Raw genomic sequence first — 17,123 nt, 5'->3', positions numbered from 1 at the left:
GGTCTCCTAGGTTCGGGCGGTTACTTGGCGGCGGGAGTAAGGGAGGCGATGAGGTCCTCGATGCGGGCCTTGATGTCGTCCCGGATGGGGCGGACGGCAGCCACGCCCTGTCCGGCCGGATCTTCGAGTTCCCAGTCTTCATAGCGCTTGCCGGGGAAGATCGGGCAGGTGTCGCCGCAGCCCATGGTGATCACCACGTCCGATTCCTTCACGGCCTCCGTGGTGAGGACCTTGGGGATCTCGGCGGACATGTCGATTCCCAGTTCGGCCATGGCCTCGACAGCGGCCGGGTTGACCTTGTCCGCGGGCTGGGAGCCGGCGGAGCGGACCTCGATGGCGCCCTTGGAGAGGGTGGTGAGGAACGCCGCGGCCATCTGGGAGCGGCCTGCGTTGTGGACGCAGACGAACAGGACGGAGGGCTTCTTGGCGGCTTCGGTGCTCATGGGGTTCTCCTGAAGTGTGTGGGTTAGACGGAAAGGGGGCTGGGCGTGAAGTAGCGTTTGCGGGCCCAGAGGGCTGCATAAACCAGTGCAACAAGGACGGGGACCTCAATCAAGGGGCCGACGACGCCGGCCAGGGCCTGCCCGGAGGTCACTCCGAAGGTGCCGATCGCCACGGCGATGGCGAGCTCGAAGTTGTTGCCCGCGGCGGTGAAGGCCAGGGTGGTGGTTTTTGCGTAGCCCAGGTCCAGCCTCTTTCCGATCAGCATGCCGGCGCCGAAGACCACCAGGAAGTAGACCAGCAGGGGCAGGGCGATCCGGACCACGTCGAGCGGGCGGGAAGTGATGGTACCGCCCTGCAGGGCGAAGAGCAGGGTGATGGTGAAGAGCAGCCCGTACAGCGCCCAGGGGCCCAGCCTGGGCAGGAAGCGGTCTTCATACCAGTCGCGGCCTTTGGCCTTTTCTCCGATCGTGCGGGTGAGGAAGCCGGCCAGCAGCGGGATTCCAAGGAAGATCAGCACCGACGCGGTGATGGCCCAGAAGGAGAAGTCAGCGCTGGTGGTCGGCAGGCCCAGCAGGGATGGCAGCACCTGCAGGTAGAACCAGCCCAGCGCGCCGAATGCGATGACCTGGAAGACGGAATTGATGGCCACCAGCACCGCGGCGGCTTCCCGGTCGCCGCAGGCGAGGTCGTTCCAGATCATCACCATGGCGATGCAACGGGCCAGGCCCACGATGATCAGGCCGGTCCGGTATTCCGGCAGGTCCGGGATGAAGATCCAGGCCAGGGCAAACATGAATGCCGGGGCGAGGACCCAGTTGAGAACCAGCGAAGTGATCATGAGTTTGCGGTCCGCGACGACCCGGTGGGCCTGGTCGTACCGGACCTTCGCCAGCACCGGATACATCATCACCAGCAGGCCGATGGCGATCGGCAGCGACACCTCACCGACCTTGACTGCCTCAAGTGCGGTGTTCAGGCCCGGAATGAAGCTGCCCAGGAGCAGGCCCAGGACCATGGCGGCGATGATCCATACCGGCAGGAACCGGTCCAAGGTGGAGAGTTTGCCGACGACGGCGGCCTCGCCTCCACGAGTGGGCGACGGGATGGTCTGGGTTCTCACGGGACTCCTGTGCTGCGTTTGTGCTGCTCTGCGAAAGATTGATGTTTGTCGATATGAAGTATTCCCAACTATATCGATGAATGTCAATCTGTGTGCATAATAGACGCATGAATTCTCTGCAAACTGTTGAGCCGGCCCTCGACGAGGCCTGCTGCGCGCCGTCCGGTCAGCCTGTCCTCAGCGCTGAGGATGCCCGGCGCAAGGCCCTCGTGTTCAAGGCCCTGTCCGATCCCAATAGATTGCGGCTGCTTTCCATCGTCAAGAGCGGCGGGTCCGGGGAGGCCTGCGTCTGCGATCTCACTGAGCCACTGGACCTGGGGCAGCCCACCGTGTCCCATCACCTTAAGATCCTGGTCGACGCCGGCCTGCTGCATCGCGAGAAGCGCGGCACGTGGGCCTACTACTCCATCGTTCCGGGCGCCCTGGAGCAGGCGGCTGGCCTTCTGGCGTCCCTGTGAGCTGACGACGCGACCGCAACCAAGGAGGAAACCATGAACGCCGAGACCCCCGCCATCGAGGACCGGTTGCACGCGATGCTGGAAAACATCAGGATCGCGACAGCCAACACGCGCCAGGCGATGGATTCACCCGGAGACGAGGACTGGGTGCAGGACGGCGAGTCGGACGCCGAGTACCTGCGGTCGATCCAGCGCGATACGATCGCCCGGCTGGACGCCACGGCCCGGGACATCGAAGCAATGCTGACCCTCAGGCAGGCTGGGAGCTGAGGGCGGTCAACCCCGCCAATTTACCTTCACCAACGGGTTCTTCGGGCAGCAACGGAATGAGGGCCACCCGGTCCGTGAGGGTGTGCACTTTCGTGATCTGTTCGATCTCGTTCGCGGCGCGGGCCCGAAGGAACGGTGTTTGCGGGTGTGCGGCGGCGATCGAGTTGTTGATCACCCAGGCCCACGGGTGAATCCCGGCCCTTTCCAGGTCATCCTGCAGCTCCACGGCTTCCAGCACAGGCGTCGTTTCGGCCAAGGTGACCAGGACAACCTTCGTCTGCGCCGGGTCCTGAAGCCGCATGAGCGGGGTAACGAACCCCATTGTGGCGCCAACCTGACGGGCAATCTCCCGGTGGTACGAACCCGTTGCATCCAGGAGCAGCAGCGTGTGGCCGGTCGGCGCCGTATCTATCACCACAAAGTTCCGGCGGGATTCCTGCACCACCCTGGAGAACTGTCGGAACACAGCCACCTCGTCCGTGCACGGGGACATCAGGTCCTCGGCCAGTGCAGCGCGTCCGTCATCGTCCAGGTTCCGGCCCTTGGTCTCCATCACGTGGTTGCGATATTCCTGGATGGCCGCTTCCGGATCGATGCGGGAAACTTTCAGGCCCGGAATGGAGCCGTGGAGCGTTTCGGTAAGGTGCGCCGCCGGGTCAGTGGTGGTGAGGTGGACTGCATGACCCCGCCTGGCCAGGGCCACCGCGATGGCGGCCGCCACCGTGGTCTTCCCGACGCCGCCCTTGCCCATGCACATCACGAGGCCGTGGCCATCCAGCTCTATTTCGTCCACCAGCGCAGCAAGAGGGGCGTCCTCAACCTCCGGGACCCGCGCTGCGTCACCGGTGCCGGAACCTGTGACGCCGGCACCGAAAGTTGCCGCAAACAGTGTCTCCAGCGCCGGAATGCCGACCATATTGCCCGGCTTCAGGTCCAGGACATCGCGGGGCAGGCCGGCGACCGCCTCGGGAATGGCCCCGATGGCCGCAGCCTCCCGCGCCCGCAGGGCCAGCGCCAGTTCCTCCTCGCCGGCCGCTTCCGGCAGGACGCCGTTTAAGACCACGTAGCCGCTACCGATCCCGATCTGGTTGAGCTCCAGGTAGGTCCGCTCGATCTCGCCCAGCGACGATGTCTGCGCACGGCTGACCAGCACAAGCCTCGTCCTCGCCGGGTCGGTGAGGGCCCGGACCGCCTTGGCATATACCTGCTTGTGCTTCTCGAGCCCCGACAGCGGGCCCAGGCAGGACGGGTCCCCCTTGCCGGCCGCCAGGAAATCGGTCCACGAGCCGGGCAGCTGCAACAGGCGGATCGTGTGGCCGGTGGGTGCAGTATCGAAGACGATGTGGTCATACTCGCCGTAGAAGCTGTCGTCGGCGAGCAGGTTGGTGAATTCGTCGAAGGAGGCGATCTCCGTGGTGCACGAACCTGAGAGGCTCTCGGCGATGCCAGCCAGTTCACTCTCGGGCAGCAGTCCGCGGACGGGCGCGATGATGCGTTCCCGGTAGGCTTCGACGGCCTGCTCCGGGTCAATTTCCAGCGCAAAGAGACCCGGTACATCCGGGATGGCAGTGACGGTGTTCCCAATGGTCACGCCGAAGACCTGCCCCACATTGGACGCGGGGTCGGTGCTGACCAGCAGGACCCTCTGACCGGCCTTGGCGAGGGAAAGCGCTGTTGCACACGCCACGGAGGTTTTGCCCACGCCGCCCTTGCCGGTGAAAAACAGGAAGCGGGGGGCGTTCTCGAGAAACTTCACCCGGCCAGCATATCGACAATGGTCGATGCGGATAAGGGCCAACCGGCCCGGACAACAAAAACCCCCGGCCTCCTGTCACCAGGAAGCCGGGGGTTTTCCACTCTTCGCTAAAAGAGTGGGCCCTGTGGGGATCGAACCCACGACCCACGGATTAAAAGTCCGATGCTCTACCAACTGAGCTAAAGGCCCCAGCTGACTGCCGCGAATGTGCGCGAAAGCGCACAAAACTAACTGTCAGCCCAGTCCATTTCTGGACGTTAAATACTGTACCCCACGCCGGGGGCAGCTTTGACACAACGGCGCGCGGCGCCGTCGTGCCTTACACCCGGCGCCCTCACGCGAACAATGGCGCTCAAGCGTCCCCCTAATACTCCATAAGCCGCCGGGCGGCAAGCTCGATAACAGAACTGCACAGGAGTAGCGTGGGGGCATGAGCGAGCAAGCTGGATCCAAGCCCTACGGCGGTGCAAACCGGCATCACAAGCCCAAGCCATTTGCGCCCATCGACTTTGAGCCGTTCGCAGGCGGCGCAGACCCTGCCCGGGTCTCCGAGGCTGCGCACCTTGCCGCCCAGGCGCTGGTGCGCCACGGCCGTGACAGCGACGATCCCAAGGTGACCAAGCGCCTGGTCAAGCTGGCGGACGAGCAGGGCCTGGAAGCCATCGCCGAGATGTGGGCGGAAAGCCCGGCCCGGTCGCTGCCCGGCGCCCTGTGGCGCCTCTACGCGCTGCGTGCCGCGACGATCCAGGACCCCGAGCGGATCTCCGTGTACTTCAAGGCCGGCAAGGACACGGCGCAGGTGTCCAACGTGGTGGCCGGCGCTGCCGAGCCGCCGGGAGCGGACGAAATGAAGACGATGGCGGACGCCATCCTCTCGGGAGCGTTCGACGGCGAATTCGACGTCGCGCTGGAACGTTCCGCCGCTTTCTGCCGGGTGGTTGCCCTGGGCCAGGCCACCCTGGCGGACGGCGCCGAACACAGCAACGAGAACCACGCCAGCAAACTGACCCGCAATTCCCACCTCCTGGTGAAGACCGCCGAGGACCTGGAGCACGCGGCCAACGCCTGGCGGCTGGGCGAACTGGACTGAGGCACCCCGCGAGGCATCCGTGCCCGCCACGCATCCGTGCGGACAGAGCCCGCTGCGCAAGTCTTCCACTGTTACGCACGGAGCTGCCCGGCTGTCAATGTTGACTTGGTTCAGCCAAAGTAGAAAACTGAAACCGGTGCCGAACCGCGAAACCCCCGGGCTTCAACATTTAGCCGCCTAGAGCGGCCTACCGCCGAGAGGCGTATCCGGTTCGGCACCACTTTTATGCCCGCATGGATCTGCCGGTAAAGTAATCCCCATGTGCGGGTCAACGTCAAGTCACATGGCCCGAGGGCCACATTCCCTGCCGCTCCCTGCCGTCGCCGGAACCCGAAGGTGAAGCTCCGCCTCTTCCCGCAGGAGCCCGCAGGGCTGCACCTGCTCTCGCAGATGGCCCGCCAGATCGTCCTCGCCACCGGGACCCTGGCCGAAATCCTCGGCGTCCCGGCCGCCGAACACAACCGCCTGGTAGAAGACATGCACGATCACGAGGCCAAATCGGCTGAGCTGCAGTTCGCGCTGCTGACCCACATGCGCACCAGCTTCGTGAATCCGCTCCCCCGCGAGGACATGTACGCCCTCTCCCGCTACCTCAACGAGGCCATGGAGAAGCTGGACGCCGCCGCGGAACTGGTGGCCCTGTACAAGCTCGAGCGCCTCCCCAAGCGCGCCGCCGACCAACTGGAGATCATCAGCCGGCAGGCCGAGCTCACCGTGGATGCCATGCGGCAGCTGAACAACCTGGACGATCTGGAGGACTACTGGATCGAGATCCTCCGCCTGGCCAAGCGCGCGGAACGGACCCACCGGGTGTGGGTTGCGGACATGATCAAGGACATGAAGTGGGCCCAGTACGCCCGCAACCGGGATATCGCCAACCAGTTGGTGGAAGTCACCAAGGACATGCGGCGGATCGCCACCCAGGTAGGCAGCATCATCGTCAAGGAATCCTGACGTGACCCTGTTCTTTTTCGTCGTGGTGGTGCTGTTTGCCTCCGCATTCGCCTTCCTGAACGGTTTCAGGGACGCGTCGACGTCCGTGGCCCTGGCCGTGCGTACCCGGGCCCTGACGCCCACGGTCGCCGTCCTGCTGGCCGCCCTCTTCAACTTCGTCGGCGCCGGGCTGAGCGGGCTCCTGGCGCTGCAGGTCAGCCGGACCTGGATCTCGCTGCCGCCGGGCGAAAACGGCCTGACGATCCTCCTCGCCGGCCTGCTCAGCGCCGTCGTATGGGGCATTTACACCTGGTGGCGCGGCATTCCGTCCTCCTCCACGCACGCCCTTGTGGGCGGGCTGGCCGGCGGAGGCCTTGCCAGCGTGCTGGTGGGCGGCAACGCCGTGGACGGAGTGAACAACTCCCTGTTGTTCCAGGTGGTGCTGCCCCTCCTGCTGTCCCCCGTCATAGCGTTCGTCGGCGCCTATCTGCTGGTGTGGCCTGCCACCTGGGCGGCCCGCTACACGCCGCCCAACGTGGTCAACAGCCGGTCGCGCCGCACCCAGGCCATTGCTGCCGGAGCGGTGGCCTTCGGCCACGGCCTGCAGGACGGGCAGAGGACCGGCGCGGTGCTGCTCCTGGCGCTCCTCGCCGCGGGGCTGTCCGACGGCGCGGGCCTGCCCGGCTGGGTGCCGCTGCTTACCGCGGCGATGCTCACGGCCGGAACCCTGGCCGGCGGCTGGCGCATCTCCTACACCATCGGCTACAAGCTCACCCGGATCGACCCGCTGCGGGGCTTCGTGGCACAGCTCTACAGCTCCGTTCTCCTGCTGCTCGGGGCTATCGGGCTGCAGTGGCCGGTTTCCACCACGCACACGGTGACGGCGGCCGTGCTGGGGGCCGGCAGCAACCAGGGCTTCCCGGTCACCAACCGCAGGCTGGTGCTCCGGATCCTGGCCTTCTGGGTCCTCACCCCGGTGGTGACGGCGGCGGCGGCCTTCGTGCTGGAGCTTTCGCTCTCGCCCCTCACACGGCTTTAGGTTTCGACAAGCTCAACCACCGGGGGCCGGGGCTTATCCGAAGCGGGGCTCAACCACCGGGGGCCGGGGCTTATCCGAAGCGGCCTGAGACGTAGTCTTCCGTGGCCTTCTGGGTGGGGTTACTGAAGATGGTGTGGGTGTCGCCTACCTCGATCAGCTTGCCCGGCTTGCCGGTCCCGGCGATGTTGAAGAACGCGGTCCGGTCCGAGACGCGCGCGGCCTGCTGCATGTTGTGGGTGACGATAACCACCGTGTACTGGTCCTTGAGGTCGTTGATGAGGTCCTCAATGGCCAGGGTGGAAATGGGGTCCAGCGCGGAGCAGGGCTCGTCCATCAGGATGACCTGCGGTTCCACGGCGATGGCGCGGGCAATGCAAAGGCGCTGCTGCTGGCCGCCGGAGAGTCCGGATCCGGGCTTGGCCAGGCGGTCCTTCACTTCGTTCCACAGGTTGGCGCCCTGCAGGGAGCGCTCCACGAGGGCATCAGCCTCGCCCTTGGAGATCTTCTGGTTGTTCAGCTTGACGCCGGCCAGGACGTTGTCCCGGATGGACATGGTGGGGAACGGGTTGGGCCGCTGGAACACCATGCCGATCTGCGAACGAACGGTCACAGGGTCCACGCCGGGGCCGTAGAGGTTGTCCCCGTCCAGCAGAACTTCGCCTTCCACCCGGGCGCCCGGAATCACTTCGTGCATGCGGTTCAGCGTCCGCAGGAACGTGGACTTGCCACAGCCGGACGGGCCAATGAATGCCGTGACGGACTTGGCTTCGATGTTGATGTTGACGTCCTCAACGGCCAGGAACTTGCCGTAGTAGACGTTCAAATCCTTGACGTCGATGCGCTTAGACATGGTATTCCTTCACTTGCTGGATACGAATTGTATTTTACCGGCGGAGCTAGCGGCCGGTCTTGGGTGCGAAGATCCTGGCGATGAGCCGTGCGCCGAGGTTCAGCAGCATGACCAGGATGATGAGCACCAGCGCGGCACCCCAGGCCCGCTGCGAGGACGGATCCGGGTTGGACGGCGAGGTGGGGTTCAGGATCTGGGTGTAGATGAACGTGGGCAGCGAGGCCATCCAGCCGCTGAACACGTTGCTGTTGATGTTGGTGGCGAAGCCCGCGGTCACCAGGATCGGGGCGGTTTCGCCGATCACGCGGGCAATCGCCAGGGTGACGCCGGACGCGATGCCGGAGATCGCCGTCGGAATGACCACTTTGAGGATGGTGCGCCATTTGCGGACGCCCAGGGCGTACGCCGCTTCACGGAGTTCGTTGGGGACGATCTTGAGCATTTCCTCGCTGGAGCGCACCACCACCGGGATCATCAGGACGGAAAGCGCGACGGCGGCCACAGCCCCCGTTTTGGTACCGGGCCCCACCACGGCGAAGAAGAAAGCGGCGGCAAAGAGGCCGGCCACGATCGAGGGGATGCCCGTCATGACGTCCACGAAGAACGTGATGGCGCGGGCCAGCGGGCGGTCCTCGCCATATTCCACGAGGTAGATCGCGGTCAGCAGGCCCACCGGAACCGAGATAACCGTGGCCAGCAGGGTGATCTGGATGGTGCCCAGAAGGGCGTGGTAGATGCCGCCCACAACGGGTGCGCCTTCCTCCACGCTCTTGTTGTCGAAGGCGCCGGTGACACCGTTCATGGAGGTGGTGAGGAAGCCCGGGTCCAGGAGGCCGGGGAGCCCGTTGACCAGGACGGTCCAGATCACCGAGATCAGCGGCAGCAGGGCCACCAGGAAGGAACCGACCACCAGGCACGTGGCCAGTTTGTCCTTGGCCTTGCGGCCTCCTTCGACGGCGGCGCTCCAGCCCACCAGCCCGGCCGTGAACAGGATGGCGGAGACGATGCCCCAACCGAACGCATTGAAGCCGATCACGGCCATGATGGCGGCGCCGACCACCAGCGCGAGGGCCAGGACGACGTACGGCGCGAACTTGGGCAGCTGGCCCTTGGTGAGCGCGGAGCGCTTCCGGACCGGGGTGAGGGTGGAGGTCATTTAGTTGGCTCCCGAGAATTCTTTGTGCCGGCTGATGATCCAGCGGGCAATCATGTTGACGCCGAGCGTGATGACGAACAGGACCAGGCCCGCCGCGATCAGCGTGCTCACCTTCAGGCCGCTGGCCTCCGGGAAGTTCAGGGCGATTTCGGCGGCGATGGTCTGGTTGCCGGACTGGATCAGGCTGGCGGTGAGGGCGCCGGAGGACAGTACCAGGGCAACGGCCATGGTTTCGCCGAGGGCCCGGCCCAGGCCCAGCATCACGGCGCTGACGATACCCGGGCGGCCGAACGGAAGAACGGCCATCTTGATCATTTCCCAGCGGGTGGCGCCCAGGGCAAGGGCGGCTTCCTCGTGCAGCTTGGGGGTCTGCAGGAAGATTTCGCGGCTCAGGGAGGTGATGATGGGAAGGACCATCACGGCCAGCACGATGCCGGCGGTGAGGATGGTCTTGCCGGTGGCGGACGCGGGGCCCTGGAAGATGGGCAGCCAGCCCATGTTGTTGGCCAGCCAGTCATAGGCCGGGGAGATTTCCCTGGCCAGGAACGCGGCGCCCCAGGCGCCGTAGACCACCGACGGGATGGCGGCCAGGAGGTCGATGACGTAGCCCAGGCCGGAGGCCAGGCCGCGCGGCGCGAAGTGCGAGATGAAGAGCGCGACCCCGATGGCCACGGGGGTGGCAATGACCAGGGCAATGACGGCTGCGATCACAGTGCCGATGACGATCGGCCAGATGTAGGCGAAGAAGCCTTCGCCGCCTTGGATCTTGTCCGGCGAAGCCACCAGGGCAGGGATCGCCTGGACTACCAGGAACAGGGCCACGCCGAAGAGCACGGCAAGGATCAGGCATCCTGCGGCCAGGGCGGCTCCGGAAAAGACCTTGTCTCCGGCGCGTCCTGCGCCCCGGGACTGTGTCAGGGAGGTGGTGGTCACAAACGATCCTCTGGGTTCGAATAGAACCGACTGCCTGGTCCGGGCTGACCCGGCAAGCAGCGGTGAAACTGGCTGTACTTCGGACAAACACCGAGGTTCCCCGCCCCGCGCGACGGTCTGTGACCGCCCCGTCCGGGACAGGGAACCTGGCTCAGGCTCGTGTTTCCACTATGCCTTGCTGTGCAGTGAAAACCCTAGGACTTGACCTTGATGGAGTCGATGGCCTTGGCAGCCTTCTCTTGGAGGTCCTTGGAGAGGGGAGCGGACTTCGCCGCGTCCGCTGCGGCCTGCTGGCCGGCGTCGGACACTACGTAGTTTTCGAAGGCCTTCACCAGGTCAGCGGTTTCCTGGGTGGCGTAGGTGGAGCACACCACGTGGAAGGAGACCAGGACAACCGGGTAGGCGCCTTCGATGGTGGTTTTGCGGTCCAGCTTGATGGAAAGGTCGTTGGCGGAACGGCCTTCCACCGGCTTGCCGGCGTCGACGGCCTTGGCAGCAGCTTCGGCGGAAATCTTGGTGAAGGTTTCGCCCACCTTGATCTGGGCGATGCCGAGCTTGCCGCTGACGGCCGAGTCATCGGCGTAGGTTACGGCGCCCGGGGTGTCGGTGACGGTCTTGACCACGCCGGAGGTGCCCTTGGCGTTCTCACCCTTCAGGGATGCCGGCCACACGCCGGAAGCCTTGTCGGTCCAGGCCTCCGGAGCTGCGGCGGCCAGGTAGTCGGTGAAGTTGCTGGTGGTGCCGGAGTCATCGGAACGGTTGACCGGCGTTACCTTGAGGTCCGGCAGCTTGACGTCGGGGTTCAAAGCCGCGATCGCGGGATCGTTCCAGTTGGCGATTTCGCCGCGGAAGATCTTGGCCACGGTGGCGGCGTCCAGCTTCAGTTCCTTGACATCCGGGATGTTGAAGGCAATGGCGATCGGGGAGATGTAAACCGGGATGTTGATGGCGCCCTCGGGGCCGCACTTTTCCTTGGAGCTGGCGAGCTCCTCATCCTTGAGGTAGGCGTCGGAACCGGCGAACTGGGCCGAACCGTCGATGATGGCCTTGCGTCCCGCGCCGGATCCATCCGGGGAGTACTGCACGGAGGCACCCTGGTTGGCGGACGCGAAGTTGGTCTTCCATACGTCCATGGCCGCACCCTGGGCGGAGGAACCGATGCCGGTCAGCGTGCCGGTGACCTTGGCGCCCGTGGCAGAGGGAGCGCCGGACTGTGCCGTGTTCGTGGCGTTGTCTGAGCCACAGGCGGTGAGCGCGAGTGCGCCGGCTGCGATGACAGCGATAGCCGCGTGGCGGCCGAAGCGGAGTGCCTTCACTAGATGTACCCCTTCCAGGGATTTCTGATGCGTAGCGGACCGGAGACGTCCGAACATAAGAAGTTGCGTACTTTTTGTACCTTTATTGAAGTTATGGGCCTCAGGTAACGGGATGTGGGGACCAAGGTGAACGGAAGGTTAACGACGGCGGGACATCGGCTTACATGTGCAGCGTCGCCATTGCGCACATCACATCTCCGGCCGTAGTGCAACGCCAGTGAATAGACTGGAACGCATGGCCATCCCAGCAGGACTTTCAGCAAGCGGGCGTTTCCTGCGCGGCCGCATCCGCACCGGCCTGGTCCGGAGCCGCAACTCTCTGATCCCCGCCGTCCAGATGACCGGGTGCGCCGTGGGGGCCTACGCCTTCGCCGAGTACGTACTGGGGCATTCGGGTCCCCTGTTCGCGGCGACGTCGTCGCTGATCGCGCTGGGATTCTCGCGGGAGCCCCGGCTGCGCCGGGTGGTTGAGGTGGGCCTGGGCTGCACCATCGGCATTGCGGTGGGCGACCTGCTCCTGCACTGGCTGGGCGACGACATCTGGGTGGCCGCCGTCGTACTACTCACCTCCATCCTGCTGGCGCGTTTCCTGGACAGCGGCAACATCTTCACCACGCAGCTGGGGCTGCAGTCGCTCTTGGTGGTGCTGCTGCCGGCGCCCGCCGGAGGCCCGTTCACCCGCAGCATCGATGCGATAGTGGGCGGTCTGTTCGCGCTGCTGGTCACCATCCTCATCCCCAAGGATCCCCGGCGGGAACCGCGCAAGGACGTCCGGAAACTGCTGCACGAGCTCGCCGAGGTGCTGCGCGAATGCGCCCAGGCCCTGCTTAAAAGCGACTCCACCCAGGCATGGCATGCCCTGATCCGCGGCCGGAACTGCCAGCCCCTGGTGGACGCGATGCGCCATACCCTCCGCGCTTCCGGTGAGGTGGCCACGCTCGCACCGGCGTACCGCAGGCACCGGGATGAGCTGGACCGGCTGGAGCAGTCACTGGACTTCATCGACCTCGCGCTCCGTAACAGCCGGGTTTTCGCCCGTCGGCTGACCAGCGCCATCAACCATGCCGCATTGTCCGACGAAGCCACCGAAAACATCGCCGAGGTGCTGCAGGAAACCGCTGCCGCCATCGACGAACTGTCCCTGGGCCTTGCCGAAACGCACGACGGCGCGCGGCGGGCCCATCTCCGGACGGCCCGGCAGGACCTGAGCGCGATCGCACTGCGCCTGCACCCGAAGCTGCTGGAAGTCCAGCGCCTCGAGGGCGAAACGGTGGTCATGCTGTTCCGCCCGCTGATGGTGGACCTGCTCGAAGCCAGCGGAATGGACTCCCGGGAGGCCCGGGACATCCTCCCGCCACTGTAACAAGGTCCCGGTGGTTGGGCTCGTCGGAACCAGGATCCCGACAAGCTGGCGCCGGGATGTCACTGCCCCCGGATAGTGTGGAGCAATGGCAACCAAGACTTCCCGGGCGTCCAAGGCCCCGGCCTACAAATGCGCCGAATGCGGCTGGACCACCGTCAAATGGGTGGGGCGCTGCGGCGAGTGCCAGGCGTGGGGCACCGTTGAGGAAACCGGCGCCGCCGTTGCGCGCACGACGGCGGCCACCACCGTTTTGGAGCCCGCCCGCCGGATCGCCGACGTCGATGCCACCACCGCGGCGTTCCTCCCCACGGGTGTGGACGAACTGGACCGCGTGCTGGGCGGCGGACTGGTTCCGGGCGCCGTGATCCTGCTGGCCGGCGAACCCGGCGTGGGCAAGTCCACGCTGCTCCTGGACGTTGCGGCCAAGTTCGCCCGCACGGCGCAGGACGTCCTCTACATCACGGGTGAGGAGTCCGCTGCGCAGGTCAAGCTGCGGGCGGACCGGATCGATGCTGTTGCGGAGTCCCTCTACCTTTCGGCTGAAACAGACCTGGGCCAGGCCCTCGGGCAGGTGGAGAAGCTGGAGCCGCGGCTGCTGGTGGTGGACTCCGTCCAGACGCTCAGCAGCGCGGACGTCGATGGCAGCGCCGGCGGCGTCTCCCAGGTGCGCGAGGTGGCCGCCTCCCTGATCGCCGCGGCCAAGCGCCGCAACATGACCACGCTCCTGGTGGGGCACGTGACCAAGGACGGCTCCATCGCCGGCCCCCGCCTCCTGGAGCACCTGGTGGACGTGGTCTGCCAGTTCGAAGGCGAGCGCCACTCGCGGCTCCGGCTGCTGCGGGCCGTGAAAAACCGGTACGGGCCCACGGACGACGTCGGCTGCTTCGACCTCAACGAGGACGGCATCGTGGGCCTTGCCGATCCCAGCGGCCTGTTCGTCTCACGGACCAAGGAGCCCGTGTCCGGCACGTGCATCACGGTGACCCTGGAAGGCCGGCGGCCGCTGCTGGCAGAGGTGCAGTCCCTTCTGGCCGAGAGCGCCAGTTCGCAGCCCCGGCGTGCCACCAGCGGCCTGGACAGCTCCCGGGTGGCCATGCTGCTGGCCGTGCTCCAGCAGCGCGCCGGCTGCCTGCTGCACAAGGATGACTCCTACGTGGCAACGGTGGGCGGCGTGAAGCTGAGCGAACCGGCAACCGACCTTGCCGTGGCCCTGGCAGTGGCCTCGGCCAAGGCGAAAAAGCCGCTGCCCATCCGGCTGATCGCGTTCGGCGAAGTGGGACTGGCCGGGGAAGTGCGTCCCGTTCCGGGCATCAACCAGCGCATCCAGGAAGCCCACCGGCTGGGGTTCACCCACGCTGTGGTCCCGGCAAGCCCCAACGGCCCGGGGCCTGTTCCGGCCGGTTTCTCCGTCCGGGAAGTGGGGCACCTGACCGAGGCCCTGAGCCTGCTCATCAGCTGAGCGTCAGATGGTGGACCAGCCCCCGTCGCTGGGCAGGATCGCGCCGTTGACGTTGGCCGAGTCCTCGCTCAGCAGCCAGGTGATGGCTGCGGCGAGCTGGGCGGGCTGTGCCACAGAGCCGACAGTGGCCTGGAGGATGGGGCCGATCCGGCCGGCCGCGAAGTCCGACTTCCAGGGAGCCTCGATATTGGTGGCAACAGCCCCCGGTGCCACCGCGTTCGCCCGGATGCCCTGGGGTCCGTAGAAGAACGCCACGCTCTTGGTGAAGCCCACCAGCGCATGCTTGGACGACGTGTAGGCAACGCCGGAAGCTGATGCCCGGAGCGACGCCTCGGACGCAACATTCACGATGGTTCCCGTTCCGGCCGCCAGCATCATGGGCAGGACCGCGCGGGTCAGGCGCATGGGGCCGGTCAGGTTGACGCTGAACACCCTGTCCCAGGTGGCATCGTCCACCTCGGCGGGCGGCAGGAAGGCGTCCATGATCCCCGCGACGTTCGCCAGGCAGTCCACCCGGCCGTCGGCCGCAGCCACAATCGCAGCGGTGGTCTCCGGTTCGGCAACGTCTCCGGCGACCGTGACGACGTCGAAATCCGGCAGACCGGCGGCAAGGTCCGTGAGCCGCTGCCGCACAATGTCCGTGGCGATGACCCTGGCGCCTTCATGGACCAGCCGGGTGGCGGTGGCCAGTCCGATGCCGGAGCCCGCTCCGGTCACGATGACAGTCTTGCCCGCGAAGCGGGACGGGTACGCGGCTGGCGGCATGGCCTGCTCCTCGGCGAAGGTTGGCCCCCGGCAGGGGCGCGGCTATGGTTACAGGCTCCGCCCTGAAGACAGTCCTCCACAAGCGACTTAGGACCCTAGTGGTGGCTCGCGCCCGGGCGCACCCTAGGGATATGGACTGCAGGCCACGGAGGGAACAGCGATGATGTGGGGTTATGGTCCGGACATGGGCTGGATGTGGCTGTGGGGATTGCTGATGCTGGTGGGCATAGCCCTGCTGGTGCTGGTTGCCGTGCGGGTGTTCTCCGGCGGCGGCCGCGGCGGGTACCAGGGGGGTGGATTCACCCCTTCCGGCCACCCGGGAGCGGGAGGTCCCTGGCCGGGACCCGGCGGTCCCGGGCAGGGCGGTCCGGGGTTTGGCCGCAGCAGGGCCCGGCAGATCCTGGACGAACGGTTCGCGAGAGGGGAACTGACCGCTGACGAGTACCGCGAGCAGGTCAGGGTACTGGGCGAGGAACCCTAGTGGCTCCTGCCAGCACGCCGCCTGCGGGACCCCCACCGGGCCCGCAGCCGGACAGGGAACCGCGCCGCCAGTCCGGCCCCGAACCAAGCCGCGAACCAGTGGCCGGCCGTCCCGCCCGCCGCCCCATGAGCCGGCGCGGCGCGCTGCTCCTGGGCGGACTCGGAGCGGCGGCCACCGCAGCCGGCGGAGCCGGGCTGTGGTGGTCGCTGGCTTCCCGGTCATCATCCCGGACCGCCCCGGCAGCAGGAGCTGAACTGTCGCAGCCTTCTGAGCTGCGCAGCACCGGCGGCCGGCTGGAGGTGCGGCTCGAAGCTGCCGCAGCCCGGATTCAGCTGGCCGGGCAGCAGGCCTGGGCCCTGGGCTACAACGGCGGGATTCCCGGCCCAACCCTCCGCCTGCGGCGGGGAGATGTTCTGAGCGTCCGGCTGGCCAACAACCTTGACCAGCCCACCAACCTGCACGTCCACGGACTCCACGTCTCCCCCGAGGGCACCGGGGACAACCCTTTCGTTGTGGTAAATCCGGGCGCCGCCTATGACTACGAGTACCGGCTCCCGGCGGACCACCCTCCCGGAGTGTACTGGTACCACCCGCACCACCACGGCATGGTTGCCGACCAGGTCTTCGCCGGCCTCTTTGGCGCGATCATCGTGGAGGACCCGGAACCCGTTCCGGCAAGCACCGAACGCGTCCTGGTCATTTCCGACACCACCCTGGACGGCGGCGGGAACGTTGTCCGCGTGTCACAGATGGAGCGGATGCTGGGCAGGGAGGGCGAACTCATCCTGGTCAACGGCCAGAGCAATCCCGGGTTCACCGCCGTGCCGGGCCAGCGCGAACGGTGGCGCATCATCAACGCCTGCGTGGCCCGCTATCTCGCGCTGCGGCTTGACGGCCAGCAGCTTCAGTTGCTGGGGATGGATTCGGGTCGGTTCCGCACGCCGTCGGCGGTGGAGGAACTCTTCCTGGCACCGGGCAACCGGGCGGACGTGCTGGTCACCACAGCGGCCGGAGATTCCATCCTGCGTGCCGCGTACTACGACCGCGGCAGCATGGCCGGCATGATGGGCCCGGGACCCGGTCCCCGGCGGACGGAACAACCGGACGCGGCCGGTGCGGCGCTGGCCACCCTTCGCGTTGCGGGAAGCCCCGGAACGTCCCCGTCGCCGCAGCCGTCCCCGTCGTCGTCGCCGCTGCCGTCGGTCCGGGAACCGGACGACCTGCGGACGGCCGCAGTGGCAGCGCACCGGCAGCTTACGCTCTCCTCCGGCGCAGGCATGGGAATGGGCGGGGCCATGATGGGCTTCACCATCAACGGCCGGGAGTTCAGCGAGGCGAGGACGGACACCACGGTGGCGGCAGGAAGCGTGGAGGAATGGACCCTGACCAATCCCAGCCCCATGGACCACCCGTTCCACCTGCACGTCTGGCCGATGCAGGTCATTGAGGAGGGCGGCCGCGCCCCGGACCGGCCAGAGTGGCGGGACGTCGTCAACATTCCGGCGCAGGGCCGGGTGAAGGTCCGTGTGGCTTTCAACGACTTCGTGGGCCGGTCCGTCTACCACTGCCACATCCTTGACCATGAGGACCTCGGAATGATGGGCGTCATCGAAGTCCGCTAGGCCCTTGCGGTTTATACCCCCTGGGGGTATGTTGACGGTAGATCAACGCCAACCAAGGTGACGTCTCA

The 17,123-nt window shown here is 66.5% G+C and carries 17 protein-coding genes and 1 tRNA gene; 9 read left to right on the top strand and 9 right to left on the bottom strand.

All coding sequences use genetic code 11. The features are described 5' to 3' along the window. Positions 1 to 20: 20 nt before the first annotated feature. On the bottom strand, positions 21 to 443 hold the full coding sequence (locus TV39_RS00735) for an arsenate reductase ArsC (protein ID WP_043476883.1): 423 nt from the start codon (positions 441 to 443) through the stop codon (positions 21 to 23). A 23-nt stretch (positions 444 to 466) separates the two neighbouring features. Next, the gene (gene arsB, locus TV39_RS00730) at positions 467 to 1,564 is read right to left on the bottom strand and encodes an ACR3 family arsenite efflux transporter (RefSeq protein WP_043476882.1); all 1,098 of its coding nucleotides are present in this window, start codon (positions 1,562 to 1,564) and stop codon (positions 467 to 469) included. A 107-nt stretch (positions 1,565 to 1,671) separates the two neighbouring features. Here arsB and TV39_RS00725 point away from each other — a divergent pair, with 107 nt between their 5' ends. Both TV39_RS00725 and TV39_RS00720 read left to right on the top strand, forming a co-directional pair. Next, positions 1,672 to 2,022 (top strand): ArsR/SmtB family transcription factor, encoded by a 351-nt coding sequence (locus TV39_RS00725; RefSeq protein WP_043476880.1) that lies wholly within the window; start codon positions 1,672 to 1,674, stop codon positions 2,020 to 2,022. A 33-nt stretch (positions 2,023 to 2,055) separates the two neighbouring features. Beyond that, positions 2,056 to 2,292: a hypothetical protein gene (locus tag TV39_RS00720; RefSeq protein WP_043476878.1), complete on the top strand. Its 237-nt coding sequence runs from the start codon at positions 2,056 to 2,058 to the stop codon at positions 2,290 to 2,292. On the opposite strand, the gene arsA is transcribed toward TV39_RS00720, so the two are convergent. Next, positions 2,273 to 4,048, bottom strand: a complete 1,776-nt coding sequence (gene arsA / locus TV39_RS00715) for an arsenical pump-driving ATPase (RefSeq protein ID WP_043476877.1) — start codon at positions 4,046 to 4,048, stop codon at positions 2,273 to 2,275. The genes TV39_RS00720 and arsA overlap by 20 nt on opposite strands. A gap of 116 nt (positions 4,049 to 4,164) precedes the next feature. Continuing rightward, positions 4,165 to 4,237, bottom strand: a tRNA-Lys gene (locus tag TV39_RS00710). A 241-nt stretch (positions 4,238 to 4,478) separates the two neighbouring features. Here TV39_RS00710 and TV39_RS00705 point away from each other — a divergent pair. From TV39_RS00705 to TV39_RS00695, 3 genes are all read left to right on the top strand, one after another. Continuing rightward, complete coding sequence (locus TV39_RS00705) at positions 4,479 to 5,138, top strand: hypothetical protein (protein ID WP_011690079.1); 660 nt, start codon at positions 4,479 to 4,481, stop codon at positions 5,136 to 5,138. A gap of 336 nt (positions 5,139 to 5,474) precedes the next feature. Then, entirely contained in the window at positions 5,475 to 6,092 is a 618-nt protein-coding gene (locus TV39_RS00700; RefSeq protein WP_043476874.1) for a DUF47 domain-containing protein, read from the top strand. 1 nt (position 6,093) lies between these two features. Next, the gene (locus TV39_RS00695) at positions 6,094 to 7,110 is read left to right on the top strand and encodes an inorganic phosphate transporter (protein WP_043476871.1); all 1,017 of its coding nucleotides are present in this window, start codon (positions 6,094 to 6,096) and stop codon (positions 7,108 to 7,110) included. A gap of 70 nt (positions 7,111 to 7,180) precedes the next feature. On the opposite strand, the gene pstB is transcribed toward TV39_RS00695, so the two are convergent. From pstB to pstS, 4 genes are all read right to left on the bottom strand, one after another. After that, a complete protein-coding gene (gene pstB / locus TV39_RS00690) occupies positions 7,181 to 7,960 on the bottom strand; it encodes a phosphate ABC transporter ATP-binding protein PstB (RefSeq protein WP_011690076.1) in 780 nt (259 codons plus the stop codon). Between the two features lie 46 nt (positions 7,961 to 8,006). Then, a complete protein-coding gene (gene pstA, locus TV39_RS00685; protein WP_043476869.1) occupies positions 8,007 to 9,116 on the bottom strand; it encodes a phosphate ABC transporter permease PstA in 1,110 nt (369 codons plus the stop codon). Continuing rightward, on the bottom strand, positions 9,117 to 10,049 hold the full coding sequence (pstC, locus tag TV39_RS00680) for a phosphate ABC transporter permease subunit PstC (RefSeq protein WP_043476868.1): 933 nt from the start codon (positions 10,047 to 10,049) through the stop codon (positions 9,117 to 9,119). It lies immediately after the preceding gene. Positions 10,050 to 10,243: 194 nt separating this feature from the next. Further along, the gene (gene pstS, locus TV39_RS00675) at positions 10,244 to 11,365 is read right to left on the bottom strand and encodes a phosphate ABC transporter substrate-binding protein PstS (RefSeq protein WP_043476867.1); all 1,122 of its coding nucleotides are present in this window, start codon (positions 11,363 to 11,365) and stop codon (positions 10,244 to 10,246) included. Between the two features lie 235 nt (positions 11,366 to 11,600). On the opposite strand from pstS, the gene TV39_RS00670 reads away from it, so the two are divergent. Both TV39_RS00670 and radA read left to right on the top strand, forming a co-directional pair. Continuing rightward, a complete protein-coding gene (locus tag TV39_RS00670) occupies positions 11,601 to 12,728 on the top strand; it encodes an FUSC family protein (RefSeq protein ID WP_043476865.1) in 1,128 nt (375 codons plus the stop codon). An 85-nt stretch (positions 12,729 to 12,813) separates the two neighbouring features. Next, complete coding sequence (gene radA, locus TV39_RS00665) at positions 12,814 to 14,187, top strand: DNA repair protein RadA (protein WP_043476862.1); 1,374 nt, start codon at positions 12,814 to 12,816, stop codon at positions 14,185 to 14,187. Positions 14,188 to 14,190: 3 nt separating this feature from the next. On the opposite strand, the gene TV39_RS00660 is transcribed toward radA, so the two are convergent. Beyond that, positions 14,191 to 14,952, bottom strand: a complete 762-nt coding sequence (locus TV39_RS00660; protein ID WP_043476859.1) for an SDR family NAD(P)-dependent oxidoreductase — start codon at positions 14,950 to 14,952, stop codon at positions 14,191 to 14,193. Between the two features lie 160 nt (positions 14,953 to 15,112). On the opposite strand from TV39_RS00660, the gene TV39_RS00655 reads away from it, so the two are divergent. Both TV39_RS00655 and TV39_RS00650 read left to right on the top strand, forming a co-directional pair. Continuing rightward, entirely contained in the window at positions 15,113 to 15,433 is a 321-nt protein-coding gene (locus tag TV39_RS00655; protein ID WP_043476845.1) for an SHOCT domain-containing protein, read from the top strand. A 125-nt stretch (positions 15,434 to 15,558) separates the two neighbouring features. Then, a complete protein-coding gene (locus tag TV39_RS00650; RefSeq protein WP_043476983.1) occupies positions 15,559 to 17,055 on the top strand; it encodes a multicopper oxidase family protein in 1,497 nt (498 codons plus the stop codon). Positions 17,056 to 17,123 lie beyond the last annotated feature (68 nt).

Source organism: Arthrobacter sp. SPG23 (assembly GCF_000876655.1).
GTDB lineage: Bacteria > Actinomycetota > Actinomycetes > Actinomycetales > Micrococcaceae > Arthrobacter.
This window is presented reverse-complemented; position numbering and strand designations above follow the sequence as displayed.